A 25,902-nucleotide genomic window follows, 5' to 3' on the forward strand; every position below is an offset into this window, starting at 1 on the left:
TCGGTCCAGTCGGCCATCTCGGCATTTCAGACGATTGCCGCCCCCCCCTACGCTCGGTCGGCTGAGATCATTTGCTTCATGTCCAGACGCTCGGCTTCGTGCGAGAAGAACGGCATGTTCGGAACGTTGTGCAGGGTCCTGATGGCGATAGCCACCGCATGCGCGGTCGCGACGCCTCTGTCTGCGCTCGATCCCGCGCGGCCATTATCCTATGCGCGCGCACAGTTTTGGGGATTGCGCGAGGGCGGCCCCGTCAACGTGAATGCCCTTGCTCAAAGCCAAGACGGCTACTTGTGGATCGCAGGGCAACAGGGGCTTTCCCGCTTCGATGGGGTACTCTTCGAGCGGCTGCCGTCATGGTGGGGGCAGAAGAAATCGGTCGAGATAAATTCGCTGCTCGCCTCTCGTAGTGGCGACCTTTGGCTGGGGCACGACTGGGGCGGCGTCACCGCGGTGCGAAATGGCAAAGTCGTGGATGCGGGCTACCGTCACCCTACAGGATCGGTGAACGCGATTGCCGAAAATGGCCAGGGGGACATCTGGGTCTCAACCCTCGGATCCAGGTCACGGATTTGGCACCGGACTGCAAGCGGCTGGCAGTCGCCGATCACCATCGGGGGATCTAGCATTCCGTGGATAACCGGCATGGCGGTCGACTCCAGGGGGGCGGTATGGTTCGCGCTGGAGCAGGATGCACTGCACGTCATCCCGCCTGGAAGCCGCCTTGTGCAGCGCACCCGAGTAAAGGTGGGTCAGTACGCGAGAATCGCGAAGGACCGGCGGGGCCGGATGTGGGTGGCCGATTCGCTCGGCCTCCATCGGCTCGCGGACTTGAACGGTCGCACCGTTGATGTCCTTGATGCGAAGGCTATCCACCAGCCCGCCGATGGGGAGATCGGCCAGCTTTTCTTCGACAAGAACAATGTAGCTTGGATCGCCGCCCAAGGCGGTGTGACCCGTGTACCACTCAATCAGGCGGGCCAACCCCTTACGGTACAGCGTCACCTGCCGAAGGGCGGATTGACCCAGTTCGCCACCGGGCCGGTGATGGAGGACAAGGAGACGGGCGTCTGGCTCGGGGCAGCTGGTGGACTCGAGCGGTTCAGTGATACTGCCATCGTACAGGACACTGTCCTCCCTTCAACGCGGATGGGACTGGTGGCGCGGCAAGCCGCCGGTGGCGATCTGTTCGTGGCATCCAGCAGCGACCTCTACAGGCTGCAGGAAGGACGATGGCGGCGCGTAGCAAGCCTGCCCCGCCGGCCGACGGTGATGTGCCAGGATCGTGAGGGCGGGCTCTACTTTGGCGCGCGCGCGCCGCTGATGCGGCTTTATAAGGGAAAGCTGACCCCGATCGCGGTGCCGTCGGTCGATGCAGCCCGCTTTATGGTCGATTGTACCGTGGACGCCCATGGTGACTTGTTGGTGACGGTGTTCACGCACGGGTTATACCGATCAGCAGACGAGGGAAGGACATGGTCACACGACCCGGCGACCGAGCGTCGTTCATTCTTCAGCGCCGCTCATGACATCGGGCAAGACCAGATTATCTACGCGCCGTTCGGCAATCTTGAGATATTTGCGAACGATCGCTGGCGCGTCCTCCTTAAGGCTGACCGCAATCCACTCGGCCTAATTCGTGCGATCGTGAGGCACGAAACAGCCATCTACCTGTGTGGCGACTTTGGCCTGGGGAGATTGATGGGCGGCCGGCTAAGTACATTGTCCGCGAGCCGCTTTCCGATCCTTAAACAGACATCCGACATGATCCGGACTCGAGACGGATCGACTTGGGTGTTGAGCCAGGCTGGCGCGATCCGGTTCGATACGCTGTCACTGGAGCAAGCGTTCGACAACCCGCCCGCCACGCTTCGCGCGACGCTGCTCGACTGGCGCGACGGTCTGCCCGGCCCACCGGACCTCAGCCGGACCGAGTCGGACTTCCTCGCCGAAGCGCCGGACCATCGTATTCTCGTCCTGGCCAGCGGCCGTGTATCCTGGATCGACCCGTCGCAGATTGGCATGTCAGAACCCCCGCCAGCGGCGCTGATCCGGTCCGTTAGCGTTGATGGCCACAGCCTCGCGTCCGGCGGACCCGCGACGCTGCCGGCGGGTGCTTCCCGCGTCCAAATCGGCTTTACTGCGCCCGGCTTTGCCGACCCGAGCGGAGTGCGGTTTCGCTACCGGCTTGAAGGGTTTGACCGATCATGGATCTCTGCCGGGAACGACCGTGGCGCGGCCTACACAAATCTTGCGCCGGGCCGTTACGTGTTCCAGGTGAGCGCTGCGCATCGCAACGGCGACTTTAGCAATACCGCGACAGAGTATGCCTTTATTCTACCGCCGACGTTCGTTCAGTCGAACATGTTCAGGATCCTCTGTCTCGCCGCGGCAGTCGGTGCTCTGTGGCTGACCTATGCGCTGCGTGTTCGTGCAGTTGCCTCCGGCATCCGTGGCCGGCTTGAGGAGCGGGTCTTCGAGCGGGAGCGGATTGCGCGGGAACTGCACGACACCCTGCTCCAAGGCTTTCAGGGTCTCATGCTGAGGTTCCAAGCGGTCGCGCAACGCTTTCCCGCAAGCCAGCCCGCGCGGCGGCTTCTTGACGAGGCGCTCGATCGCGCTGAGACGGTCCTTGTCGAAGGGCGGGATCGGGTACATGATCTGCGTCGCTCCGAAGGGCAGCTTCCCATCGATGCCGAGCTTCGCTCGATCGCGAAGCGCGTCTTCTCCGGCGAGGCGCCGCCGAAGGTCAGCGTAAGTACCAGCGGGCGCTCACGTCATCTCCATGTCGCCGCCCAATTCGAAGTCGCAGCGATAGGCGAGGAAGCGCTTCGCAACGCCTGCCTGCACGCGCGAGCCTTTCGCGTGTCAGTCCATGTCGCCTATGACCGGAGCGTGCTGAAGGTGATCATCATGGATGATGGCATCGGCTTGCCGCTGGAGGTTCGCACTTCCGGGCGAGCCGGGCATTTCGGAATTATCGGAATGAGGGAGCGTGCTGAGAAGATCGGTGGCACCCTGCGCATCCACAATACAGACCAAGGGGGGACTGAAGTAACGTTGAATGTGCCCGCACGGACGGCATACGCCGCGACCCACAGGCCCCTGGTCCCGAACTTCCTGCGCCTTCTTTGGGCACGGCGGACCAAATAGCGGCGCGGCCACCCTGGTCAGAGGAGCATTTCACCGCCGCCGTAGACCGCGAGACGCGCAGCCCGCGGGATGCGGCGCACTAGTCGGGACAGCATTCGCGCGACGAGCGCCTGCACAGCAGGTTCGCCATCGACGACGATCCATAGCGAATTTTCGATCTCCGCAGCCCTCGCATCAGTGTCGGCGGCAGCAAAGTCGTCGCTCACCAACATGTAACCACGGCCGGCGACAGTCTTTATGCGCCAGCGTTCCGGTCCCAAGGCACGCCGCAACAGGCTGAGCTGCACCTTAAGATTTGCGTCAACCACGGTGACCGAGGGCCAGACATCGTCAATGAGCTGCTGCTTCGAGACGATCTGCCCCCGCGCGCGAAGGAGGGCCAGGAGGAGATCGAACGCTCGTCCACCCAGCACGACCTCACGGCCGCACAGCGACAGCGAGCGTGCGGCGGGGAAGACTTCAAGCATCCCGACACGGATGACGTGTCCGGGGTCCCCGCGGTGCTTCTGCTCGGCGACTAACGATGGCGTTCGGATCACCTCTCGTCTCCCTTTCGTCGTAATCAAGATCGCTCGTGGTCACGCAGGGAGCCAGCCGCCTTCGGGGGGGTGCTTAGCTACACCTTCGAGCAGTCGGCCTTTACCGCAGTGTCACGGTCGAACGGCCGAACCGCCAGGCATCGATCGAGAAGGCACCCGGACCTGCCAGAGCGAGCGCAAGCGCGCTAAGTACGTCGGAAGCAAGCCGCAGCTCGTTCGGGTCAGGGACGCGGCAGATCGCCCAATAGCTCAGCACGACAGCGATCACCGCTGCCACCCGCACCAAAAGTCCCCCTGTGATCACAAGGGCCAGGAGCAGCGTTGAGAGCGCAAGCCACGGGTCGCGATCATTTCGCAACAGTCCCTGCGAGAGCAGCTGGATCGAAACGGAGGCGCGCAGGAGCAGCAGGGCGACGCCGGCCGACCCCGCAGGAAAGGCGGAGAACGGATGTTTCATAAAGCAACGGTAAAACTACTTCGCCCGTGTCGGCAGGCTCCTTCGAGCCGCTCACCACCCCCCCTTTAGGGTGGTTTTCTAGCACCCCCGCCGCTGTGGTAAATTGCAGCGTGCGGATGCAAGGTCGCGATGCAATACGCCGCTTGGTCGCGGGTTTGGGGAGGCGATGCTGAACCTGTCGGGACGCCTATGAGGTGTGGGAAGCGCCTGCTGATCTTGCTGCTGCTGAATATTCCCTTTTTCGCAGCAGCCAGCCCGCCTCTTCCATTCCTGCAGACCAGCCATCTAGCTTGGCGATCAGAAGACAATGCGCCCGGCGGCATCGAAGGGCTGGCACAAACGCCGGACGGTTTCCTGTGGCTCGCGACCGGCACAGGTCTCTATCGCTTCGACGGCTTGTCGTTTGAGCGCTTCACCGTCCCGGAGGAAGGCCTACCCAGCCCGTCGCTGCAGGTATCGTCCATTGCAGCCGCACCGAATGGGGACGTTTGGATCGGATATGCCAACGGGGGTATTGCCAGATACAGGGGCGGCCGACTGCAAAGGCTAAATCCTGGCAAGCCGAGCCCCCGCGCGGTCTACCTGACCGTCACGCCTGACGGCGCCTTGTGGGCTCGGGTAGGCGGCAGCGAAGGCAGCCGCATCGTACGCTATGCGCTCGGCCGATGGGAGCATGTGGGAAGCAGGTGGAATCTGCCCTCAACGCTTTCAACCGTCGCAATGCTCGTCACCCGCGACGGAGCACTTTATCTGCTAAGCACCGATGGATTGCGGCACCTGCCGCGTGGGGGGCGTCGCTTCAGCTTCCAGCCATTGAACCCGGGCGATGGCGCGACAATTGCGGAGGACAGACGGGGGCGAATTTGGTTAGCCAATGATAGCCGCCTATCCCGTGTCGAGATGGGCAAGGGCTTCGTAGGGCCGCCCACTCCGCTAGAGCGTGCCAACTACACGAGCGTCTATCGCCGACTTGCGTTCTCGCGGGATGGGATGCTTTGGCTCGGAGGTTCCGAAGACGGAATTCGCGTCCTCGCGCCAGACGCCGGAGGAGACCAATTCCGTCGAGTGCCGGGCCGGTACACCGCGGACGACGGACTTAGTTCGAGCATCACGCTGTCAATGCTGCGCGATCGGGAGGACAACATTTGGGTCGGCACGGTAGCTGGGCTCGACCGCTTCGCCACGTCGCGGTCGGTCAAACGCAGCGACTTGCCGCAGAGTTATACGGTCGACAGCCTTGTGACGGCGCGGGCTACCTACCTTCTTTCCGGAAATAACGTCTATCGTTCGGAATCGACGTCCTTACGCAGACTCGCAGCGCTGGCCAACGCGTCGACGATCTGCGGCGACCGCGACACCGGACTTGTGGTCGGTACTGCGGCGGGACTTTTCAATTTGGCCGGCGGACGGGCCAGGCCGTTCCGTTCTCCCCCAGGGCTCGGCACCAATGCGCGTTATGTCATGGCGTGCGCTGTCGGTGTCGACGGCACTTTGTTGGTCTCGATCGTTAACGGCGGCCTCTGGCGGCACGACAAGGCCGGATGGCGCGCCATTCCGGTGTCGACGTTTCAGGATCTTAGCGCTTTGCTGTTCGTGCGCAGTGCTGACGGAACAACGTATGTCGTCTTCAAGCCTGATCGTATCGGCGTCGTGCGGGACAACGGCATCATGCCGCTGGAAGCCGAAGGCGAGGCGGCAGGCTACATCCGCACCGTGGCCGCCGGGAAGAAGTGCACTTTCTTCGGCGGGCAGAACGGGCTGTTCTGCCTCACCGGCAGGCGCATGCGCGCGCTGCGATCGAGCGCCTATCCGGAGCTGTTGAACGTCAGCGGCGTTGTTGAGGCTCAGGACGGCTGGACATGGCTGTCATCCAACGCCGGGCTCCTGCGCATCTCGACGCGCGACCTAGCCGGTGCCTTTGCCGCCCCAGGGCAGCCCCTACATTTCGAGCGCTTTGGAACGGAACAAGGGTTGCGGGGTGACCCGAACGGTTTCGTTTCCCGTTCGATGGCGCCGGACAGATACGGTCGGCTCTGGGCGTTCACAACCAAAGGATTAGTCTCGATCGACATGGGACGGGCGGATGCGTCGACCATGCCGCCCCGCGCCGTGGTGACAAACCTGCTTGCCGGCGGGCGACGCTTCGCGCTCGACGGCACCGCCAAGCTCCCAGTCGGGACACGGTCAATCGAGATCGATTATACTGCGACATCGCTGACCGATCCACGCGGAACACGGTTCTCATATCGACTGGAAGGGCAAGACAGCGCCTGGATCGATGCGGGACCACGCCGCGAGGCGATCTATACGAATTTGCGGCCCGGTCGCTACGTCTTTCACCTGCGCGCCTTGAACAGCGCCGGCTTGCCGAGCCGAAGGGCCGAAAGCTTGGCCTTCGTCATCAGGCCCGGGATTCTGGAGCGCCACGATATTCGCGTCGCAATGATGCTGATGCTCGTCGTGGCGTTGATCGTCGCCTATCGATGGCGTGTGCAGACGCTGTCGACCCGGTTCGCCGAGCGAATGCAAGAGCGGCTGGGGGAGCGTGAGCGAATCGCCCGCGAACTGCACGACACGCTGCTTCAGGGCTTTCAAGGGCTCCTGCTTCGGTTCCAGTCGATCGCCAATCGCATGCCGGCAAACGTACCGCTCGGCGAGGAGTTAGAAGAGGCGCTGGGCAGAGGAGAAGCAGTGCTGGTTGAAGGGCGAAATCGCGTCCGCGACCTACGTTCCGACGCCGGCAACCTTTCGGAGGCGCTAACGGATGTCGCGCAACAGATGAGTATCGACTGGCCGGGAAGCTTCACGCTCACGACCGAGGGGCACTCGCGCACGCTCAATCCCGTCGCCGCCCAGGAACTTCGGAGCATCGGTGAGGAAGCAATCCGCAACGCCTTTCGCCACGCCGAGGCACGTTCGATCAAAGCTGTGCTGACCTATCGTCAGCGAGAACTGCGCTTCGCCCTTCGCGACGACGGCGTCGGACTCCCGAGCGCGGTACAGGCAGACGGCCTGCGCGATGGGCATTATGGATTGATCGGCATGCGCGAACGCGCAACCAAGATCGGCGGTACGCTGACAATCACCAGTCGGCTCGGCGCCTATACCGAAGTGATCGCGACAGTGCCAGGGACCGTCGCCTACGCGCCAATAACCCAGCCACGGCGTCGCTGGATCGTCAGCCGCTTCAGGAGAAAGTCGTGAGTGCCAGCGTCACCGGGAGCGACAGCCGCATACGGCTCCTAATCGTCGACGACCATCCTGCGCTGCGCGAGGGCGTCGCGGCGATGGTGCAATATGAAACCGACATCGCGTTCGTGGGCGAGGCACCAGATGGCGAGGCGGCGTTGGAGGCGTTCGAACGCCTACGTCCAGACGTCACGCTGATGGATTTGCAGATGCCAGGAACGAATGGCATCGGTGCGATCCGCGCCATTCGCGAGCGATCACGTCATGCGCGAATTATCGTACTGACCACCTATGACGGCGACCTGCAGGCGGTAGAAGCGCTGAAGGCTGGCGCCGTCGGCTACCTGCTAAAGGCTTCACTTCGACGAGAGCTGCTGGAGGCGATCCGTGCGGTGCATTCGGGCCGCAAGCATATTCCTCCTGAAGTAGCGCAACAGATTGCGCTTCATGCCGGCGAGGAGAGCCTCACGCCGCGCGAAATCGAGATACTGAAGCTGGTTGCGGACGGCCATGCCAATAAGACAATTGCCTGGAGGCTGTCTCTCACGGAAGACACCGTAAAGGGCCACATGAAGAACATTCTAGCGAAGCTAAACGTCCACGATCGCACCCAGGCGGTGACGACAGCGCTGCGGCGAGGCCTGTTCTTTCTGTAGGTGCATCGCCAGACGCAGGCCCACCGGGACCTTTACCCTGATTTACTTCTTCCGGGCTGTCGATCTGGCTAGCCTCCATACCTTGAAGCTTTGGCTGGAGCGCGTGCGGTGGCAGATTTGATTTCTTCGGAACACCGAGACAGTGATCCGCTCGCCGAACCTGCGTCCGCGCGATCAATAGTGGTCAATGGTGTCCGCCGGCCCTTCCCCGCCGATCCGCGCACTAGCCTACTAGACTTTCTGCGCGAGCATCTGAACCTGACCGGCACAAAAAAGGGCTGCGACCAAGGGCAGTGCGGGGCCTGCACCGTCCTAGTCAATGGCACCCGGATCAATTCCTGCCTCAGCCTGGCGATCATGCACGACGGTGATGAGGTGACGACCGTCGAGGGACTGGGGAGCGCCAGCGCGCTCCACCCGCTGCAACGAGCGTTCATCAAGCACGACGGCTTCCAGTGCGGCTACTGTACGCCTGGGCAGATCTGCTCCGCTGTCGGCGCGCTGCATGAGGTCGAGCGCGGCGTGCCCAGCCACGTGACGGAGGAGCTGGTCGAGCCAATGCACGCCTCGCGCAGCGAGATGCGCGAGAGGATGAGCGGCAACATCTGCCGCTGCGGCGCCTACTCGAACATCCAGGAGGCCATCGCCGACTATATCGGAGACGCAGCATGAGGGAGTTCACCTACGAGCGCGTCCGCACGGCCGCTGAAGCCACCTCCGCGCTCGCGCTCAACCCCGGCGCCAAATACATCGCTGGCGGCACCAACCTGCTGGACTTGATGAAACTCCAGATCGAGGTGCCGACGCACCTGATCGACATCCGGGACCTGGACCTCAAGGGCATCGATCCGACCGCCGATGGCGGTCTCCGCGTCGGAGCGCTGGTGACGAACACCGACCTGGCATCGGATCGCCGCATCAAACAGGACTACGCCGCGATCAGCCGCGCGATTGTCTCCGGAGCCACCGGCCAGCTGCGCAACAAGGCGAGCACCGCCGGCAACCTGCTGCAGCGCAACCGCTGCCCCTACTTCTACGACACCGATCAGCCCTGCAACAAGCGTGTGCCCGGGTCGGGCTGCTCCGCCATCGGCGGCGCGTCGCGCGGCCTGGCGGTCATCGGGACGAGCCCGGCCTGCATCGCCACCTATCCCGGCGACCTCGTCGTGGCGCTGCGTCTCCTGGATGCCTCCGTCGAGATGGTCGCCGTGGACGGCACGCAGAGGACGCTCCCCATCTCGGAGTTCTACCGACTACCAGGCGACACCCCGCAGATCGAGAACGCGCTCGCCCCGGGCGAGCTGATCACGGCGATAATACTCCCGCCGCCACTTGGTGGACGGCACTTCTATCAGAAGGTCCGGGACCGGGCGTCCTACGCCTTCGCGCTCGTCTCGGTCGCCGCCGTGCTCCACGTGGACGGCACCGGCAGGGTCGCGTTCGGCGGCGTCGCTCCGAAGCCCTGGCGCGTCGAGGAGGCCGAGCAGGCGCTGGCCGAGGGGCCCGAGGCCGTGGTCGAGATCGCCTTCGCGGATGCCGCCCCGACGGAGCAGAACGCCTTCAAGGTGCCGCTTGCCGCGCGCGCGCTCGCCTCGGTCATCGCCCAGTCCAAGGAGGCGAACAATGCGCTTTGAAGAACCCGCAGCGCTCAACCCGCTCGACAAGCTGTCCGTGGTAGGACGCCCGACAGAGCGGATCGACGGCCCCCTGAAGGTCAGCGGGGAAGCGCGCTACGCCTACGAGCACAACGATGCCTTCCCGAACCGCGCATATGGCTACATCGTCGGCTCGGCCATCGCGAAGGGACGGGTCCGAGCCGTGGACACGGCAGCTGCGCTCGCCGCGCCGGGCGTACTCGGCGTCGTAACAACGCTGGACCACGATCCCCTCCCGGTTGCGCAGGGCGCAGCCGCCACCCTGTTCGGCGGCGACAAGGTAGAACACCACCATCAGGCGGTCGCCGTCGCGATCGCCGAGACGTTCGAGCAGGCCCGCGCCGCCGCGCAGCTGCTCGTCGTCAGCTACGATGGCGAGGGTGGCCGCTTCGACCTCGCCGCCGAGGCACCAAACGCGGAGGCCGCACCCGACAAGGAGAACGACGGTCCCGACGCACCCGACGTGAATCGAGTGGGCGACTTCGAGAGGGCCTTCCAGGCTGCGGCGTTCACCCACGAGGGCGAATACGCGACCCCGTACGAGAGCCATGCCATGATGGAGCCGCACGCGACCACGGCATCCTGGGACGGCGACCGCCTCACTGTCGTGACGTCAAACCAGATGATCAACTGGGCGATGCGCGACCTGCCGAAGGCGCTCTCCGTCGATCCCGAAAAGCTCCATGTGCTCTCACCCTATGTCGGCGGTGGGTTCGGGGCCAAGCTTTTCATCCGCAGCGACGTCGTCGTCGCCGCCCTCGCCTCCAAGGCCGTCGGGCGACCGGTTAAGGTCACGCTGCAGCGACCGCTGATCTTCAACAACGGGACGCACCGATCCGCCACCTCGCAGCAGGTCAGGCTCGCCGCCGATGCCGACGGGCAGCTGACCGGCATTTCGCACCTCGGACTTGCAGGCAACCTGCCCAAAGGGATGGCCGAGATGGCTACCTCCCAGACGAAGCTGCTCTACGCTGCCCCGAACCGCGAGATCGGCATGCGCCTGGCTACGCTGGACCTGCCGGAGAGCAACTTCATGCGGGCGCCCGGCGAGGCTCCCGGACTGATGGCGCTCGAGGTCGCCATGGACGAGATGGCCGAGCGTCTGGGCATCGACCCCGTCGAGTTCCGCATCCTGAACGACACGCAGGAGGACCCGCACAAGCCCGGACGTCGCTTCTCCGAGCGGCATCTCGTCGAGTGCCTGCGGACCGGCGCCGATCGATTCGGATGGTCACGCCGCAGTTCGAAGCCGGGGCAGGCGCGTCAGGGCCAATGGCTGATCGGGATGGGCGTGGCGGCGGGCATCCGGAACGCGCTGCCGATGCCGTCGGGCGCGCGCGTCCGGCTCGAGCGGTCCGGGCGCCTCATCGTCGAGACCGACATGACCGACATCGGCACTGGCACCTACACGATCGTCGCCCAAACCGCGGCCGAGATGCTGGGGCTCGGGATCGATGCGGTGACGGTCCACCTGGGCGACTCCAGCCTGCCCCGCGCCTCGGGCTCCGGCGGGCAGTGGGGTGCGGGCAACGTCACGGCAGGAGTGTTCGCCGCCTGCACGAAGCTCAGGGATGCGATCGCCGAGCATCTTGGCTTCCCGGCCGAGGGATGCGAGTTCGTCAACGGTGAAATACGCTGCGGCAACAGCGTCGCCACCATCGCGGAGGCCGCCGCTGCCGGCGAGATCGTCGCCGAGGACGAGATGGAGTTCGGAGACCTCGACAAGCAGTTCCAGCTCTCCACCTTCGGCGCACACTTCGCCGAAGTCCGGGTGGACGTCTACACCGGCGAGATCAGGGTCAACCGCATGCTCTCGGTCTGCGACGCCGGGCGCATCCTCAATCCCCTCACCGCCCGCAGCCAGGTGATCGGCGGGATGACCATGGGCATCGGCGCTGCGCTCATGGAGGAGCTGGGCGTAGACAAGAGGCGCGGCTTCTTCGTGAACCACGACATGGCCGGCTACGAGGTGCCCGTGCACGCGGACGTGCCCCATCTCGAGGTGATCCTGCTGGACCACCCCGACGCATCGATCTCGCCGGTCAAGGCGAAGGGGATCGGAGAGCTCGGCCTCTGCGGTGCGGCGCCGGCAGTCGCCAACGCCGTCTACAACGCGACCGGCATCCGGGTGCGCGAGTATCCGATCACCCTAGACAAGCACCTGCACAGGCTGCCCTCCCTCGCCTCACTCAATTCGCATACGGCCGACTGAACGATGGCGGGCCCCTCCATCTCACCGTTCCGGATCGCAGCCGGAAGCGGTCCTTCATCGGGCTGGAACATGTGGCGATGCTGACCACTGTCACCACATTGATCTCGCGGCATGGTCACGAGCGGGCGGTAGTCGAGGATTTCGAGCGTGCCTTTGCCGAAGCCGGGCAAAATTCGCACCACCTCGGCACCCTGCTTATTCAGCAGGACGGCGGTCTGAACTTTCTCGTTTCGCAATTTGCTGACGAGGCTGAATACGACAGTTGGCTCGCGTCCCCGGCCCACAAGGAAATGGTCCGTGCGTTCGAACGCGACTCGCTGCGTGAACTCTGCGTTATCGGCGAACCAATCGTGCGCGTTGCCGTCCCCAGCGATGGGTCTGGGCCAAAGTGGAAGGTCTTTGTCTCGACCTGGATCGTCGTGTATCCGATGCTTCTGGCGCTCAGCTTAACCCTCGACCTGCTCGTACCTGGCCTGCAACTCGCATTGAGACTGGCAGTGACGTCGAGCGTCCTCTCAGTCGCCTCGCTCTGGGTCATCAATCCCGTGACACACGCGCTTACGCGCGTATGGCGGCTACGAAACCAGCAGATGAGGGTTGAGGTGACCAGGTACCCGTCGCCGGTTGCCAAAGTCTCGTGAGCCGTGCCGGATCAGGCGGTCTCAACATCAACCGGCGATCGGGGCGGCCGCCCTTGACCAAGCCGCTTCGGATAGGACCGGGCACTAGCAGACACTACTCGCTCGACGACTAGGAGAACGCCCTACAGCGGCTCACGCCCAAGGGGGCGTGAAGGTACTGCGAGATCGTGGCGGGCGTGCCATACCGCTCAGAGGTCGTCACCGGCGGAATGCACTTCGAATGCCGACCCAGCGGCGACGCCGTGCCCGCAAAGGTCGAAGTCATGCGGAAGCTTTAGCGGCGACACGAGGCGCCCATCAGGCCGCGCTCCTGTAGATCGGTATGGCCGGCCCCCCCGGCGCCTTCGTGGCCCGTGCAAGCCTTCCGGACTGCGTCCTTGAGAAGCACGCCGCTCGCGCGGAGACCGGCCCCATCTAAGTATAAGAGGATCTGTGCCGGAACGGCTTGGTTGGCGATCGGCTCCAGCGCCGTTCGATTAGACGTTCGGGGCGACGCGGAATGGGGAGCGAGCCGCGGTGGATGCCGGGCTCCATGGGATTTTACGCCGTTTTACTTCAGGCGCAAAGCGCAGCGTTTATAGCCCCTCATCAGCAGTTCAAGCGGGCGAGCCGTCCGACGCGACGTCCGTTCGAGCCAAGCTGGAGCGGCGAACTCGGCGTCAGCCGCGTGCATGGAGAACCCGCGTTCCTGCGAAAGCACCATGTCCTCAGGAGATTGTGAAATGGGCAATGTCGAACAGGAAAACATCCATGGCTTAGGCCGGAGAGACGTCCTCACCGCAGGAGGCACGCTCGTCGCCGGCGCGATGGCCAGTGCCGTTGCCTCGGAACCCGCGGATGCGCAGCCGAGGCCTCGGCAAGGGAGCGGCAGCAGGAACGACGCACCAGTGGGCGCCCGCCTGCAAGGCGTGCAGCACTTCGGGCTGACCGTGCAGAACATGGAGCGCGCATACGAGTTCTATACGCAGGTCCTCGGCGGGACCGAGGTGTTCCGGCACGGAGATTTTCAGGGCGACGCCGTTCAGAACACACTGCTCGCCGATCAGGAGATCGTCGCTGCTGAGAAGCACGTCGATGCGGCGACAATCGGGGTTCCCGATCTGCGCGGCGGCAGCCAGCGCCTGGATGTGCGCTTCATCCAGTTCGACAACATGGTCCTGGAGCTGCTGCAATACCGAGACTCCAACGAGCCTATGGGAACGCCCAACAGCTTCGCCGAACCCGTGCAGCACATGAGCCCTGCCTTCCCCCGCATGATGCACATCTGCTTCTATGTTCGCGACGACGTCGACTTCAACAAGTTCATTACGGACCTCGAGGCCGAGTCTGCCCGCCGGGGGATGAACCAGGTCCGGGCCAACCGGACGATCCGGGTGCATTCGGAAGCCGAGCGCCGCGCCGCGCCGCAGAGCGCCAACACTAACCGGGTCACGCAAGCACCGTCGGATGGATGGGAGCTGATATACTGCAAGGGCCCCGAGGGCGAGCAGCTGGAATTCGTCAAGGCGCTGGGTCCGGTGAAGAAGCGCTTCTCGGATGCGTTCGCCGCGCGGCAGCGCCTCGTCTCCACCCGCTGACCCACAGAAGCTGGACCGGATTGCGCCTGGCCAGCCCAGATATCGGAAGGAATGAGCCATGATGAAAGCGTTCCTGCACTTCTCTGCGGCGGTTATCACATCGGCCGCGAGTTCGGCCCCCGCCCAGGTGCATGAAGGCGTGCGCTACGCTTCGGTCCCGGAAGGTGCCTACTCCGTCGTGGCAGAGATCACCGCTAAGCCAGGCAGGGAAGCGGAATTGCGAACTGCCACACTCCCGCTCGTACAACTGGTACGCAGCGACCCCAAGAACCTCGTCTACTTCTTGCAGGAGGACCGGCAGAAGCCTGGTCGGTTCGTGTTCTACGAGGTCTTTGCGAATCAGGCCGACTTCGAAGCCCACAACGCCCAGCCCTACGTAAAGGCATGGTTCGCAAAGCTGCCGGAGCTCGCTGAAGGTGGGGTTACGGTCACACGGATGACGGTCCTGCAGGGTGCCCGCTGATCCAAGCGACCTCGTGAAGGAATGCACGATGGCCAAGAAGCATACCGCACGGTGCGCGTGCGGCAGCGTCACCTTCGAGTTCGACAGCGATCCGGACTTCGTCGCCGTCTGCCACTGCCTCGACTGCAAGAAGGCCTCGGGCGGCGAGGCGGCCGTATTCTTCGGCGTGCCGGAAATCGACTTCACCCTCCTCACCGGAGAGCCGAAAGCGTTCCACTACGTCGCGCAATCCGGAAAGGGCTTGGACCGCAACTTCTGCCCCGAGTGCGGCGCGCGAGTGTTCTCCAGCAATCTGGAGAGCTTTCCAGGCCTCGTCTTCGTCACGGTCGGCAGCCTCGACAAGCCTGAGGACATCGAGCCGAAGCTGGAGATGTTTACCAAGCGCCGGCTCGACTGGGCGACGCCCCTGGACCTACCCCAGTTTGAGAACATGCCGCGCTGAAGACACCAGCCTGAGCAGGAGTTAGAATGCAACATCGACGAAGAGGGCCGCAGCATGCGAGACGCGGTTGCGGCCCTCTTCGAACCTAATTTCGTTCAGATACCCCGGCGTGAGATGGACCCGATCACTCGCAGCGACGCGGAGGCCGATAAAATTCAGCATGACGCTGGGCCCGGCAGGACCCGACCACGAGGTCCCCCGGAGTTCGTGGAAGTACTCGTTCCAGACCCTGACGCCGACACGTCGCTTCTTCAAGGGCAGGTCCAGCAAGGTGCGCTGACGCAGTCGAAGGGACATCCCTTGGATGTTCTCCCGCCGCCGCTCCTCCAGCTGTGACCGGATGGAGAACGTCCAGCCCGCCGGCCGCAGCGGCAGTATGATGTCCAACTCCTGCACCGCCCGATGCTCGTCCGCAGCCTGGGAGGAGGTTGGATCGACATGCGTCCACACGTAACCGGCACCGAGCTTCACACGCTTGCCGAGCTTCCTGAGGAGCATCAGCCGAAAGAGCTCGCGACCGGCGCGGCTGGCACCGTCCGAGAGCACGACCAACCCGTCGGCCCGGACTTCGAACAAGGAGCCAACCGGTGCGGTCGAAGACAGCGATGTCCACACCTGCTGGTCGCTGCGTCTCGCTTGGGCAAAGCAAGTTGCTGATTGCAGGAGCAGGACCGCCGTGCACGCGAAGCGAAAGGACGATCGTGAATGTGAAATGTTCATCGCTCGAACCCCTTTCTGTGATAGATTATCATCGGCGCGGCTCGGACCGCGGTTAATTGAAGTAAGACGAAAGGTGAGAACGCGCTTCGCCGGATAGAAGGCTTTGCGTGGCAGAACCACGACTTTTAGCCTCAGCACTACCGATCCGGGTGACGAGCACTTGCACGGGAGTAACAGCAGTGATCAACTGGTCGAAGCGCGGGTCATGCGAGATCGGGCGAGGTCGTAGATCGGAAAAAGGGCAGGATCAGTGGGACAAGACGTGGGCGATCAACGATCAAACGACGGCGCCACCCCTCGATGGCGCCCCGGCCATGAACCTGCACGCGACACCAGCCGGATCGAGGCGTTCAGCGACGCCGTCATCGCCATCATGCTGACGCTGCTCGCGATCGAGATGCTCCAGTTCGATCCGGTGCTTGCCCGCAGGGTCGGTCTGATCAACGCCCTGACGCAGAAATGGCCCTCCTACTTCGCGTTCCTGCTGACCTTCCTGGTCATCGGCCAAATCTGGATCACGCACCACAACCTCTGGCGATACGTGGAACGGGTCGATCAGGGGATAAGCATCATCAACCTGCTCCTACTGGCGTTCGTTGCACTCACACCGTTCGGCGCGCAGCTCCTGGCCGAAAGCCTCGTCGACCTGCCGCGGGACCAGGCGTGCATCGCGGCGGCCCTCTACTCATCGATAATGCTGGGTCAGGCCGTCGCCTTCAACCTGCTGCTGTGGTGGGCGCACAGGCAGTGCCTGCTCCATGACGACGTCGACGATGACCTGTATCGCGCCATTGCCCGGCGCTACCTCTTCGGACCCGCACTGTACGCGGCGGCGCTGCTGCTCAGCTTCTTCAGCCCGCAGGTGGGACTGGCCTGCTACCTGGGCGTCATCCTCCTCTATCTCTTCCCTGGTGCGGGCGACCTGCCATCGGGCCGGGTCAGCGCGGGGTTGGTGCAGAGCGGATGAGGTGCACTTGATGGTGCCGGCCCCCAGCCAGACTTGAGCCAGTGCCAGGAGAAGCCGATGTCGGCTGGCAAGCAGTTGGCGCTTGGCCCGAGCCTGATAAGCAGCGGCCGACCTAGACCTTGGGCGGCGCCCGCCCACTCAGCCAATGCGTCAGGTTCGTCACGTAACGCCGGACGGACTGCCCTGCAGGCAGGTGATCGACCATTCCCCGACCCGCCGGCTCAGTGACGAACGATGGACAGCCGCACCCAGGGTCCCAGTTCAGGTCCGTGAAGTGGTGGAACGTGGACTGGGCGACCGCCCGCCCGCTGCCGTCCTCGGGTTCGAACGCCACCGCGATGTTGAACCGGACGCCGGTCACCACGCTCGTGCCTGAAGCGATGACCCTGGCGGTCCTGTCGTCAGGCGGAGCGCTCACCGATCCTTCGTGAGGATGGGACGGAAGATAGCGGATCGTGCCCGTTGGGGAGGTCGGGTCGAGCATAACGGGGTGCGGATCCCCCTCGATCGTGATCACCTGATAATCGCCGTTCGCGCCCGAATGGTAGTTCGGCCACAAGATCTCAGCCGTGTCCAGGTCGTCCCGTCGCTGCCGGGCGGGGTCCGCCTCCGGATTGTGACTGTGGAAATGATTTGCGGCCCCGATGCCTTCCAGGCCGCGGAAGGACGAACCCAGATCCATGTGGTCACGGGCAACCAGGAGACCGCCACCGGCACGCCTGAAGGCCGAAATGGCTGCGCAATCATCTCCGTCCAGGCCGTCACCCTCGTCCACCCCGAATAGCCAGACCTGATCGAACCCCTGTCGAGGCAGATCCGACAGGACGGGGTCGGAAAGTCCAGGCGGCAACCGGTTCCGCGCGGTGACATCGGTCAATCGCCGGCCGCTCGGATCGCGTAGACCTTCGAGATGCGCCCGCAGCATCGAGAAGCGATCGATGTGCCAATCGTCCTGCCGTTCGGGTATCGTCGTCTGCAGAAGAATGCGGATCGGCTGTTCCATCCTGAGCCTGTCTCCCGTCGGCGGTCTCGACGGGCAAGGCGCCAGAGCCTCCGCCTAAATCCCGATACGCCCTGTTCGCCTCCAGGCGAGGATTAGCGAAGGAGCCACTCGAACCAAAGTCAAACGCGGTAAATGCATCGCGACGCGCGAGCCGTCACGCCTTGATCATCGGGATCGCCTGAAAGGACCGCGGCTGGGCATCAGTCCAAGGAATCCGAACGCCGTGTGGGAAGACGAGGTTCGCATACTGCCGCGACCGCCATCATTCGACCTCGGATGCTGCCGCCGAAGGCGGCATAGACAAGGAGCCGACGGTCATGAAGTCGGCCGACTTGACGTCATTTTACCAGCTTCATCACAGCACTTGCGGTAGCTTGAGCTGGAGGAGGCAGGCTAGCCGTCGGATGAAGAACGCCCTGCACATCCTCTCCTTCCTGCGGGACGCAATACGCGAAGGGCGGCGCGGCGTCCTGGTCACGCTGACCGACGTCGTGGGCAGCTCGGCACGATCGCCGGGAACGCACATGGCGGTGGCCGACGAGGGCTCGTCAGTCGCCTCGTTCTCCGGCGGCTGCGTCGAGGCGGCCGTGATCGGCGAGGCGCTGGCCGCGCTAACCTCGGGCAGCCCCCGACGGGTCAGGTTCGGTACCGGATCACCATACATCGACATCCGTCTCCCCTGCGGCGGCGGCATGGACCTGCTGTTCACGCCGGATCCACCGCCCGCCGCCATCGAGATGGCCGTCAGCATGCTCGAAGGTCGGTTAGGCCTGTCCCTGGAGCTGGGTCTACGCGGGACTCTGGCGGTCGAGGCGGTAAGGAAGCAAGGTTGGCACGGGGACGTGTTCACGGCGACCCATGATCCTGACCTCCAGGTGCTTATCCTGGGACAGGGCGCTGAGGTGCTCTCACTCGCCCGCCAGGCTTTGGCGTTCACTCCGGCGGTCCGCGTGATCACGCCGGACAAGGAGGTAGTCGCGGCCATGCTCATCCAGGGGGTCGCAGCGGAGCGTCTCCCCTCCCCGTCCTCTCGCGTGGACCTGCGGGCGGATGCCGACACGGCGATCGTCCTGCTCTTCCACGACCACGACTGGGAGACCGAACTCCTGCAGCAGGCGCTGGGAACGACCGCGTTCTACATCGGCGCGATGGGCAGCCGAGCCACCCACGCGACGCGCAGGGCCGACCTGCTCGACGCAGGCTGCACGCCTCGCGCCGTCGACCGGATCGTCGGCCCCGCCGGCCTCATACCGGCGTCACGGGATGCGGACACACTGGCAATCTCGATACTGTCCCAGATCGTCCAAGAGCACGGGAAGTCCAGGGCGCGAGCCGGTCGTCGGCCTGGTTCAGACGCCCCTCCGCCCCACAGGACGAACTATGGAGACGACGGGCTGGAATCACAGGCCACAGTCCTCGTTCCGGGGCGATCCGCGGCATGACGAATGTCGCCATCGCGCCACTGATCGACGGGCACGGACGCCGCATCGAATACCTGCGCATATCCGTCACGGATCGGTGCGACCTGCGATGCCGATACTGCATGAGCGAGCGCATGCGCTTCCTTCCACGGAATAAGGTGATGAGCCACGCGGAAGTCGGCGCGATCGCCGGGCGATTCATGGCGCGCGGCGTCAGGAAGATTCGGCTCACCGGCGGCGAGCCGCTGGTCAGACCCGAGGTGATGGACCTCGTGCAGCAGCTTGGCGGACATGTCGGTCGTGACCTGGACGAACTGACGCTGACCACGAACGGCACGCAACTCGAGCGGCGAGCAGGCGATCTGCACGCGGCGGGCGTGAGAAGGATAAACGTCAGCCTGGACAGCCGTGACCCCGCCCTCTTCCGGGTCATCGCGCGGCGCGGGGACCACGCTACGGTCCTCCGCGGGATCAAGGCCGCGCATGCCGCCGGTCTGCGTGTCAAGATCAACATGGTCGTGCTGGCGGGTCTGAACGAGGCGGAGGTGCCCGACATGCTGGCCTGGTGCGGCGAGCGGGGCTTCGATCTCAGCCTCATCGAGACGATGCCACTCGGCAAGATCGACGAGGACCGGGCGGACCGCTTTGTACCCCTGAACCGCGTATTCGATCGGCTGTCGACCATCCACGATCTCTCACGCGACCAGCATCGGTCCGGCGGTCCCGCGCGCTACTGGCTCACTCGCTGGGGAACGCGGCTTGGCCTGATCTCCCCATTGACCGCGAACTTCTGCGACGGTTGCAACCGGGTCAGGCTCTCGACCGATGGTCGACTATACACCTGCCTCGGGCACGACGGATCGGTGGACCTCCGCGCCGCACTGCGAGGCGGCACCGCTGAGCTTGACACAGCTATCGACCTCGCGCTCGGAAGCAAGCCGCCCCGTCACGACTTTCGCATCGTTCGCAATGCGGCTCCCTCCGTCGAGCGACACATGAGCGTCACCGGCGGTTAAAGCGGTTCGACTAACCGTCCGGGCCCGGTCGCGTATGCGGTAGCACCGCGAACGACATCGAACTGCCGCAACGTGACCTGCCGGGGCCGCTGTTGGTCGTCGGCATAGCTAACCGCAACCCAACGATCGCGGACGTCCCCACGGAGTGCGAGATCAACGTGCCCTTAATCACGGCCGATCCGCGGCTGATGCAACAGGCAGCTGCGGACGGATACCACGTCTTCTCCAGAGACCAGTTCGAATCGAAGAGTTGCACACCAGCCGCGGTGTAGGATCGAAGGGGCAGCGTCCCCGCATTACCCCCGATCAAGCGATTCACGGGTACTAACCCCATTTCGACGAGCTTCTATCCCACGATCACACGCATCGTCGTTATAGCCAGTCTCGCGGACGCGGCGCGGTTGGCGTCCATCGGCCGCAAGCCGATTGTCGAGGACAATGAGGCGCCGGGCTCATCGCGGCGATCGCGGTGCTCACGCGAAGACCGTAATGACGTGGGGCCACGACGCTCCGCCAGGCCTACCGGCCTCACCTGCCGCCATCCCCGTTCCCATTCGCCAATCTGCGCGCGGTGAATCAACAGGGACGCTCGCGACAGACCGTTGCCACGACACGAGATCAGATCGACTTGGCGTGGCTGTGCACTCCAAGCCTCCGCTTAAAGCTCGGATTTGCTCACTGGTCCTGGTCTGCGAGTGTTCTGAAGTCGGTGTAGCCCTCTGCTCCACCACCGTAATATGAACTCTGCGGAGCATCGAACAGCGGAGCGTTCCGACGTAGTCGCTCGACCAGATCGGGATTGCCGATGAAGGGACGCCCAAACGCGACTAGGTCTGCACGGCCCGTATTCACCGCGGCGATGGCAAGCTCCCGATCGTAGCTGTTGTTGGCGATGTAGGCGCCGCCGAATGCACGGCTCAGTGCCTTGAAGTCGAACGCGTCGGCAGCGTTCTCACCTCGGGTCTGCCCCTCGACGCAATGCAAATACGCCAGGCCAAGCCTGCCCAGCTGTTCCACGAGGTAGCCGTACATGCTCTGCGGATCGCTATCGAGCGGCGTGTCGCCCACCGCCTTGGTGAGCGGGGAGAGTCGGAGGCCCACGCGATCCGATCCCCAGATCCTAGACACCTCGGTAACGACTTCGATCACGAGACGGGCGCGGTTTTCGATCGAACCACCATAACGATCCGTGCGCCGGTTTGTGCTGTCGCGCAGGAATTGTTCGAGGAGGTAGCAGTTCGCAGCGTGCACCTCGACGCCGTCGAAACCCGCCTCCTTCGCCTTGCGGGCGGCATTGGCGTAGTCGCCGACGATGCCCGGGATCTCATCCGTGTCCAGCGCTCGCGGCATCGATGGTGGCTGCGGTCCGTCGAGCGTGAAAACCGTCTCCCCCGCCTGGATCGCCGACGGCGCGACGGGCGCGGCCCCACCCTCCTGAAGACTGACATGGGACATGCGGCCGACGTGCCAAAGCTGAAGCACGATCCTGCCACCCGCCTCGTGGACGCTCTCCGTCACCGGGCGCCACGCCTCGACATGAGCATCCGTATAAATACCCGGCGTAAGCGCATAGCCGCGGCCTTGCTGCGAAATGTTCGTCGCCTCCGTGATGATGAGGCCCGCCGACGCACGCTGCGTGTAGTATTGAACGGCAAGCGGTGTGTGGACTCCGTCCATGCCGGCACGCGACCGCGTCAGCGGCGCCATCACGATGCGGTTGGCAACATCGATGGCGCCGATGCTGGTGTCCGAGAACAGGGCCGTCGTGTTCATATCGGTCATCTTCCAGAGCTCCTGCGGCTTCTGTTGCTGAGACTTGGCTGCCCCCCTCCGCGACGCACCCCTATCGTCGACAAGGTCAGACGGTGAAGGATCTCGACCCGAGGTCAGACATGGGGTCCCACAAGAGGTGGAGAGGCAGTCGTTTGCGCCGCTTCAACGCCCCCACGGCCGGCCTCAGCCATCATGGCATGGATCTGCGCCACCACCGACGCCCCCTCCCCCACCGCGGCGGCGACCCGCTTGGTTGATCCCGCGCGCACATCGCCAATCGCGAAGACTCCCGAACGGCTGGTCTGAAGCGACAGCCCTCCCGCGCCGGTCTTGATGAAACCCTTCGCGTCCGTATCGACGCAGCCGTTCAGCCAGCCGGCATTCGGGTCGGCACCAATGAACAGAAAGAGGTGATGCAGGTCGCACTCGTGCGTCGAGCCGTCAGCCAGGTTGCGGAACGTGGCGCCGGTCAGCCGATGGCCATCGTCGCCGCGCAGCGAGGCGATCTCGCGTCCGACGTGGATCTCCACGTTCGGTAGGGCCTCCACCCGATCAATGAGGTAGCGCGACATCGTCTCGGCCAATGGACGCCGTACGAATACGTGCAGTCGGGCGACATGGGGAGCGAGGAAGACGATCGCCTGACCCGCCGAGTTGCCGCCGCCGACAAGTCCCACCTCTTTGCCGGCGCACAGCCGCGCCTCGATCGGAGAGGCCCAGTAGGAGACGCTGCTTCCCTCGAAGTAACTTAGTTCCGCGATGTCCGGCCGTCGGTAGCTCGCCCCGGACGCGATGATCACCGCTCCCGCGACCATCCGCCGCCCGCCCTCGAGCTCCAACGCCAGTCCGCCGTCGGCGCAGTCCATTCGATCGACCTTAAGCGGGACGGCGACCTGCGCGCCAAACTTGATGGCCTGGCTGAAAGCCCGACCTGCCAGCGCGCGACCGGAAATGCCGGTGGGGAAGCCCAGATAGTTCTCGATGCGCGAGGAGGCACCCGCCTGCCCCCCGGTGCTGCGCTCGTCGAGGACGATCACGGTGAGGCCCTCGGAGGCGGCATAGACCGCTGCCGCGAGTCCGGCCGGCCCAGCGCCGACGATCGCGACATCGTATCGGGCATCTTGGGCGATATTCGGGATCATCCCCAGGCCGGCTGACAGCTCGGCTTCGGAAGGATCGCGGAGAAGGGTGCCGTCCGGGCATACGACAAGCGGCAGCTCTTCTGACGGCACGCCAATCCGATGGACCAGGGCCGCACCCTCGACGTCCGTGCTTGCGTCCAGGAAGATGTTCGGGAAGCCCGATCTCACCAGGAAAGACTGTAGCCGTACGACGTCGGCACTCTGCGGCTCCCCTATGATGATGGTGCCTGCCTCGGCGTCTTCGATCAGTTCGACACGCCGAAGGATGAACGCGCGCATCACGATCTCGCCGATCTCCGCAGAACCGATGATGAGCGCCCGCAGGTGAGCCGCGTCGAAAGGGATAGCGGTGCAACCCTCGGGTCCGGCCCTGCCGCCCGAGATCGATGCGCGACCAGCAAGATGGTTGAGTTCGCCGCTGAACTGACCGGCGACGTAGTCGGTGACGACGTGCTCTCCGCTCAGACCGCCGCGCCGGTACACTTCGACGGAGCCGCTGACGATCAGCCAGGAAGGCGCCTCCACCTCGCCGATCGCGTACAGGCGGTCACCGGGCGCGAACCGCCGCTCCGCCGCGCTCGCGAAGCGCCGTGCTGTGGCGATCTGCCCGGTATCAAGGACCGGGAACAGCTGCTCCCGTCGGGTCTGAAGTAAGGTCATCTTTCCTGCGCACCCTCAGGTCTATCTAGATTTCCGATCTGCCGCAGGCGCCGGGGCGGCGCGGATCTTTCCGAGTTCTCAGTCACGGCGCGCCTGTACCGGGCCCCCGCCGCATTTAGCGGTGTGCGCATGAAGCAACGGCGAGCCAGTCCACGCACGGGAAGGCGGCGCAAGCGGCGATCCAAGGCCACACCGCCTCGTCCCCTGTGGAGTCATGCAGCCACATGAGCAGGGCCAACAGCGGCCCCAGCTCCATGGACAAGACGAGCCAAATTACCATCGTCACTCCAGAGCGGTCGAGGTGTCAGGCCGAGCATGGCCGTGGGACCTTCTGCACCATCGCCTTCGCCATGGGCGGGATCAGCCCCCCCTCGGAAGCAACTCGGTCGCGGCGAGATGCTCCGCTAGGAACCACACCTGCGGCTCATTGGTGCGGACGACGTTGCTGACGAGCAGGTCGTTGGTGCCATCGTCTCCCGACGCATCCGTCGCCTTCGCACCGTCATGTGCGAGGCGCAGGATCATCTCGTGCGCCTCGAGCAGACGCGCTAACTGGGAAGGCACATCCTCGCGCCCTCGCGGCGGCCGAGGAATACGGGTCATCTCGGCCACGTCGGGCGCCATGGCGATGCTGATGCCGCCCAGCGCCATGATCCGCTCCGCGACCGTGTCCACGAGATCAGACTGCTCGTCGAAGTGCTTATCGAGGAGCAGGTGGAGTTGGTAGAAGGTCGCACCGGACATCTGCCAGTGATGCTTCTTATACATGTCACGCAGCGTCATCGTGTCGGCCAAGACCTGGTTGAGTATCTCGACGCTCTGCGCGCGGGCGTCGTCCTCAAGCCCGATAGGAAGAGCCTTCAGCGTTCCGTAGGACTGGATCTCGCGATACACGACGCGAGAGCTGGGCTGTTCCTCGTCCGCTGCATGCGAAGGTAAACCGCTCGACTTGGAGAGCATGGACTTTTTCTCCGTCCTGTTGACGCGCCGGACTATCCGGCGGTCGCGAAAAGGGCGTTTGATATTGGACGATCGGCCGTCCGGTGCGGCCCTCGACGATCGGTCCGCGACCAGCGAGCACCGGTCAGCTTCCTCATTGCGGCGGCGGCGGCCTCCGCGAACCGCTCCTTTTCCCCGCCCGTGGTTCTGACGAACTCCAGCTCCGCGCCCTCCGGCCCGTTGAAGTAGATGACGTCACAGCCGTCAGTCGGAGCTTGCGTCACGAAGTCCGTCTTCGAACTTTGTGGCGCGGCGAGACGCTCTGCCTCTGAACAAATCCGAACAGTCCGGGCCGCCTGAACCTGCGTCATTCCGCGCCGGGCGGACTCCTCTTCCAGCTCCGTGATGAATTCGTCAGGCTCATGTCTCATGCATCTCCGTCGAGGCCATCGACGAGTATGGGTCCCAAGCCAAAATCAGTTCCTTTCAAGCATCTTCTCCGGGACCTGCATCGCGGCAGTATCCCGGTTCGCGTAGAACAGCTCCGTCGAGTGCGTGTAGATCTCTATCAGGTTGCCCCAAGGGTCCTCGCAATAGACGGCCTTGAAGGGTTCGCCCTCGAACAGCGTCCAGATGGCAGAGTTCTGCTTACCTCCCGTGGCGGCGATCCGCGTGGCCAAGCCCTCGATGTCGGGATCGACCACGCAAAAGTGAAAAACGCCGGTCTTCCAATACTCGAAGTTGTGCGCCCTGTTGTCTTCCGTCGGCGGCGTGACGAACTGAAAAAGCTCGATGCCGACGCCGTTCGCCGTGGCCACGTGACTAACGTAAAGCTCCTGCATCGGATTGCCGAAGATGCCCTTGAAGACGCTGGCGGTCGGCGATCCGTCGTTGCGGATGTGGAGCGGCCCGATTGTGTGCCGACAGCCCAGCACATCCACATACCACTTGGTCGCCGCGAAAATGTCGGTGACGGTCATGCCGACATGGGTGACCGCAACAGGATAATGGGCACTCACGACGTTCTCCAGTTTCCGAAGGGAGCCAAGAAAGCGTCTAGTGCAGGGTGCGTTTGGGTTCTTGTAAAGCGTGGTAAAATGTAGCGACCAGTCCTCTTACGAACTCCACACGCGTTTTTACCACCTTGCCTCCCCGGTTGCCCGCCGGCTCCTATGGCGCGGATGACGTGACCCCGGTCTTTCATCCAGCGGCAACCAGAGACCGACCGTGGTTTTCGCGCATGAGCGCAGGTGAAGCAACGGGCGGGGTTAACCCCG

Annotated in this window: 21 protein-coding genes; 13 read left to right on the plus strand and 8 right to left on the minus strand. The window is 64.2% G+C overall.

What is annotated here, in order from left to right; all coding sequences use genetic code 11:
• Positions 1 to 78: 78 nt before the first annotated feature.
• Positions 79 to 3,153, plus strand: a complete 3,075-nt coding sequence (locus FHY03_RS19840) for a sensor histidine kinase (RefSeq protein WP_183932174.1) — start codon at positions 79 to 81, stop codon at positions 3,151 to 3,153.
• 17 nt (positions 3,154 to 3,170) lie between these two features.
• Here the strand turns inward: FHY03_RS19840 and FHY03_RS19845 are convergent, their stop codons facing one another.
• Positions 3,171 to 3,692 (minus strand): winged helix-turn-helix domain-containing protein, encoded by a 522-nt coding sequence (locus FHY03_RS19845; RefSeq protein WP_183932175.1) that lies wholly within the window; start codon positions 3,690 to 3,692, stop codon positions 3,171 to 3,173.
• A 100-nt stretch (positions 3,693 to 3,792) separates the two neighbouring features.
• Positions 3,793 to 4,149 (minus strand): hypothetical protein, encoded by a 357-nt coding sequence (locus tag FHY03_RS19850; protein WP_183932176.1) that lies wholly within the window; start codon positions 4,147 to 4,149, stop codon positions 3,793 to 3,795.
• Between the two features lie 216 nt (positions 4,150 to 4,365).
• Here FHY03_RS19850 and FHY03_RS19855 point away from each other — a divergent pair, with 216 nt between their 5' ends.
• From FHY03_RS19855 to FHY03_RS19895, 9 genes are all read left to right on the plus strand, one after another.
• Positions 4,366 to 7,353 (plus strand): sensor histidine kinase, encoded by a 2,988-nt coding sequence (locus tag FHY03_RS19855; protein ID WP_183932177.1) that lies wholly within the window; start codon positions 4,366 to 4,368, stop codon positions 7,351 to 7,353.
• On the plus strand, positions 7,350 to 7,994 hold the full coding sequence (locus tag FHY03_RS19860) for a response regulator transcription factor (RefSeq protein WP_311722455.1): 645 nt from the start codon (positions 7,350 to 7,352) through the stop codon (positions 7,992 to 7,994). Before FHY03_RS19855 ends, FHY03_RS19860 begins: the two co-directional genes overlap by 4 nt.
• Before the next feature lie 117 nt (positions 7,995 to 8,111).
• Positions 8,112 to 8,666: a 2Fe-2S iron-sulfur cluster-binding protein gene (locus tag FHY03_RS19865; protein WP_260159510.1), complete on the plus strand. Its 555-nt coding sequence runs from the start codon at positions 8,112 to 8,114 to the stop codon at positions 8,664 to 8,666.
• On the plus strand, positions 8,663 to 9,628 hold the full coding sequence (locus FHY03_RS19870; protein ID WP_183932179.1) for a xanthine dehydrogenase family protein subunit M: 966 nt from the start codon (positions 8,663 to 8,665) through the stop codon (positions 9,626 to 9,628). Before FHY03_RS19865 ends, FHY03_RS19870 begins: the two co-directional genes overlap by 4 nt.
• Positions 9,618 to 11,861: an aldehyde oxidoreductase molybdenum-binding subunit PaoC gene (gene paoC / locus FHY03_RS19875; RefSeq protein ID WP_183932180.1), complete on the plus strand. Its 2,244-nt coding sequence runs from the start codon at positions 9,618 to 9,620 to the stop codon at positions 11,859 to 11,861. Before FHY03_RS19870 ends, paoC begins: the two co-directional genes overlap by 11 nt.
• A 77-nt stretch (positions 11,862 to 11,938) precedes the next feature.
• On the plus strand, positions 11,939 to 12,502 hold the full coding sequence (locus FHY03_RS19880; protein ID WP_183932181.1) for an antibiotic biosynthesis monooxygenase: 564 nt from the start codon (positions 11,939 to 11,941) through the stop codon (positions 12,500 to 12,502).
• 722 nt (positions 12,503 to 13,224) lie between these two features.
• The gene (locus tag FHY03_RS19885; protein ID WP_183932182.1) at positions 13,225 to 14,079 is read left to right on the plus strand and encodes a VOC family protein; all 855 of its coding nucleotides are present in this window, start codon (positions 13,225 to 13,227) and stop codon (positions 14,077 to 14,079) included.
• Between the two features lie 58 nt (positions 14,080 to 14,137).
• Complete coding sequence (locus FHY03_RS19890) at positions 14,138 to 14,542, plus strand: putative quinol monooxygenase (protein ID WP_183932183.1); 405 nt, start codon at positions 14,138 to 14,140, stop codon at positions 14,540 to 14,542.
• Between the two features lie 28 nt (positions 14,543 to 14,570).
• The gene (locus FHY03_RS19895; protein ID WP_183932184.1) at positions 14,571 to 14,984 is read left to right on the plus strand and encodes a GFA family protein; all 414 of its coding nucleotides are present in this window, start codon (positions 14,571 to 14,573) and stop codon (positions 14,982 to 14,984) included.
• Positions 14,985 to 15,005: 21 nt separating this feature from the next.
• Here FHY03_RS19895 and FHY03_RS19900 read toward each other — a convergent pair whose 3' ends face one another.
• Positions 15,006 to 15,824 carry a DUF2490 domain-containing protein gene (locus FHY03_RS19900; RefSeq protein ID WP_183932185.1) on the minus strand — a complete coding sequence of 273 codons (819 nt, stop codon included), beginning with the start codon at positions 15,822 to 15,824 and terminating at the stop codon, positions 15,006 to 15,008.
• A 142-nt stretch (positions 15,825 to 15,966) separates the two neighbouring features.
• Between FHY03_RS19900 and FHY03_RS19905 the strand changes: the two genes are divergently transcribed.
• The gene (locus FHY03_RS19905) at positions 15,967 to 16,671 is read left to right on the plus strand and encodes a TMEM175 family protein (protein ID WP_221190368.1); all 705 of its coding nucleotides are present in this window, start codon (positions 15,967 to 15,969) and stop codon (positions 16,669 to 16,671) included.
• Between the two features lie 112 nt (positions 16,672 to 16,783).
• Here FHY03_RS19905 and FHY03_RS19910 read toward each other — a convergent pair whose 3' ends face one another.
• Positions 16,784 to 17,674: a hypothetical protein gene (locus tag FHY03_RS19910; RefSeq protein ID WP_183932186.1), complete on the minus strand. Its 891-nt coding sequence runs from the start codon at positions 17,672 to 17,674 to the stop codon at positions 16,784 to 16,786.
• 317 nt (positions 17,675 to 17,991) lie between these two features.
• Here FHY03_RS19910 and FHY03_RS19915 point away from each other — a divergent pair, with 317 nt between their 5' ends.
• Together FHY03_RS19915 and moaA are read left to right on the plus strand one after the other, a co-directional pair.
• On the plus strand, positions 17,992 to 19,116 hold the full coding sequence (locus FHY03_RS19915; protein WP_183932187.1) for an XdhC family protein: 1,125 nt from the start codon (positions 17,992 to 17,994) through the stop codon (positions 19,114 to 19,116).
• Positions 19,113 to 20,111: a GTP 3',8-cyclase MoaA gene (moaA, locus tag FHY03_RS19920; protein ID WP_183932188.1), complete on the plus strand. Its 999-nt coding sequence runs from the start codon at positions 19,113 to 19,115 to the stop codon at positions 20,109 to 20,111. The genes FHY03_RS19915 and moaA overlap by 4 nt, the downstream gene beginning before the upstream one ends.
• Before the next feature lie 675 nt (positions 20,112 to 20,786).
• Here the strand turns inward: moaA and FHY03_RS19925 are convergent.
• From FHY03_RS19925 to FHY03_RS19940, 4 genes are all read right to left on the minus strand, one after another.
• The gene (locus FHY03_RS19925) at positions 20,787 to 21,893 is read right to left on the minus strand and encodes an alkene reductase (RefSeq protein WP_311722462.1); all 1,107 of its coding nucleotides are present in this window, start codon (positions 21,891 to 21,893) and stop codon (positions 20,787 to 20,789) included.
• Positions 21,894 to 21,997: 104 nt separating this feature from the next.
• A complete protein-coding gene (locus FHY03_RS19930; RefSeq protein WP_183932189.1) occupies positions 21,998 to 23,686 on the minus strand; it encodes an FAD-dependent oxidoreductase in 1,689 nt (562 codons plus the stop codon).
• Between the two features lie 360 nt (positions 23,687 to 24,046).
• Positions 24,047 to 24,646, minus strand: a complete 600-nt coding sequence (locus FHY03_RS19935) for a Dps family protein (RefSeq protein ID WP_183932190.1) — start codon at positions 24,644 to 24,646, stop codon at positions 24,047 to 24,049.
• A gap of 455 nt (positions 24,647 to 25,101) precedes the next feature.
• Entirely contained in the window at positions 25,102 to 25,605 is a 504-nt protein-coding gene (locus FHY03_RS19940) for a VOC family protein (protein ID WP_221190369.1), read from the minus strand.
• Positions 25,606 to 25,902: the final 297 nt, after the last annotated feature.

It is taken from the genome of Sphingomonas sp. BK345 (assembly GCF_014193845.1).
In the GTDB taxonomy this organism is placed as follows: domain Bacteria; phylum Pseudomonadota; class Alphaproteobacteria; order Sphingomonadales; family Sphingomonadaceae; genus Sphingomonas.

Bases quoted from the DNA above. Each gene is read 5' to 3' on its own strand.
- FHY03_RS19910 (WP_183932186.1), bottom strand. From the start codon at position 17,674: ATGGAACAGCCGATCCGCATTCTTCTGCAGACGACGATACCCGAACGG.
- FHY03_RS19940 (WP_221190369.1), bottom strand. From the start codon at position 25,605: ATGACCGTCACCGACATTTTCGCGGCGACCAAGTGGTATGTGGATGTG.
- FHY03_RS19925 (WP_311722462.1), bottom strand. From the start codon at position 21,893: ATGACCGATATGAACACGACGGCCCTGTTCTCGGACACCAGCATCGGC.
- moaA (WP_183932188.1), top strand. From the start codon at position 19,113: ATGACGAATGTCGCCATCGCGCCACTGATCGACGGGCACGGACGCCGC.
- FHY03_RS19890 (WP_183932183.1), top strand. From the start codon at position 14,138: ATGATGAAAGCGTTCCTGCACTTCTCTGCGGCGGTTATCACATCGGCC.
- FHY03_RS19850 (WP_183932176.1), bottom strand. From the start codon at position 4,149: ATGAAACATCCGTTCTCCGCCTTTCCTGCGGGGTCGGCCGGCGTCGCC.
- paoC (WP_183932180.1), top strand. From the start codon at position 9,618: ATGCGCTTTGAAGAACCCGCAGCGCTCAACCCGCTCGACAAGCTGTCC.
- FHY03_RS19870 (WP_183932179.1), top strand. From the start codon at position 8,663: ATGAGGGAGTTCACCTACGAGCGCGTCCGCACGGCCGCTGAAGCCACC.
- FHY03_RS19930 (WP_183932189.1), bottom strand. From the start codon at position 23,686: ATGACCTTACTTCAGACCCGACGGGAGCAGCTGTTCCCGGTCCTTGAT.
- FHY03_RS19840 (WP_183932174.1), top strand. From the start codon at position 79: ATGTCCAGACGCTCGGCTTCGTGCGAGAAGAACGGCATGTTCGGAACG.
- FHY03_RS19915 (WP_183932187.1), top strand. From the start codon at position 17,992: ATGAAGTCGGCCGACTTGACGTCATTTTACCAGCTTCATCACAGCACT.
- FHY03_RS19880 (WP_183932181.1), top strand. From the start codon at position 11,939: ATGCTGACCACTGTCACCACATTGATCTCGCGGCATGGTCACGAGCGG.
- FHY03_RS19885 (WP_183932182.1), top strand. From the start codon at position 13,225: ATGGGCAATGTCGAACAGGAAAACATCCATGGCTTAGGCCGGAGAGAC.
- FHY03_RS19895 (WP_183932184.1), top strand. From the start codon at position 14,571: ATGGCCAAGAAGCATACCGCACGGTGCGCGTGCGGCAGCGTCACCTTC.
- FHY03_RS19935 (WP_183932190.1), bottom strand. From the start codon at position 24,646: ATGCTCTCCAAGTCGAGCGGTTTACCTTCGCATGCAGCGGACGAGGAA.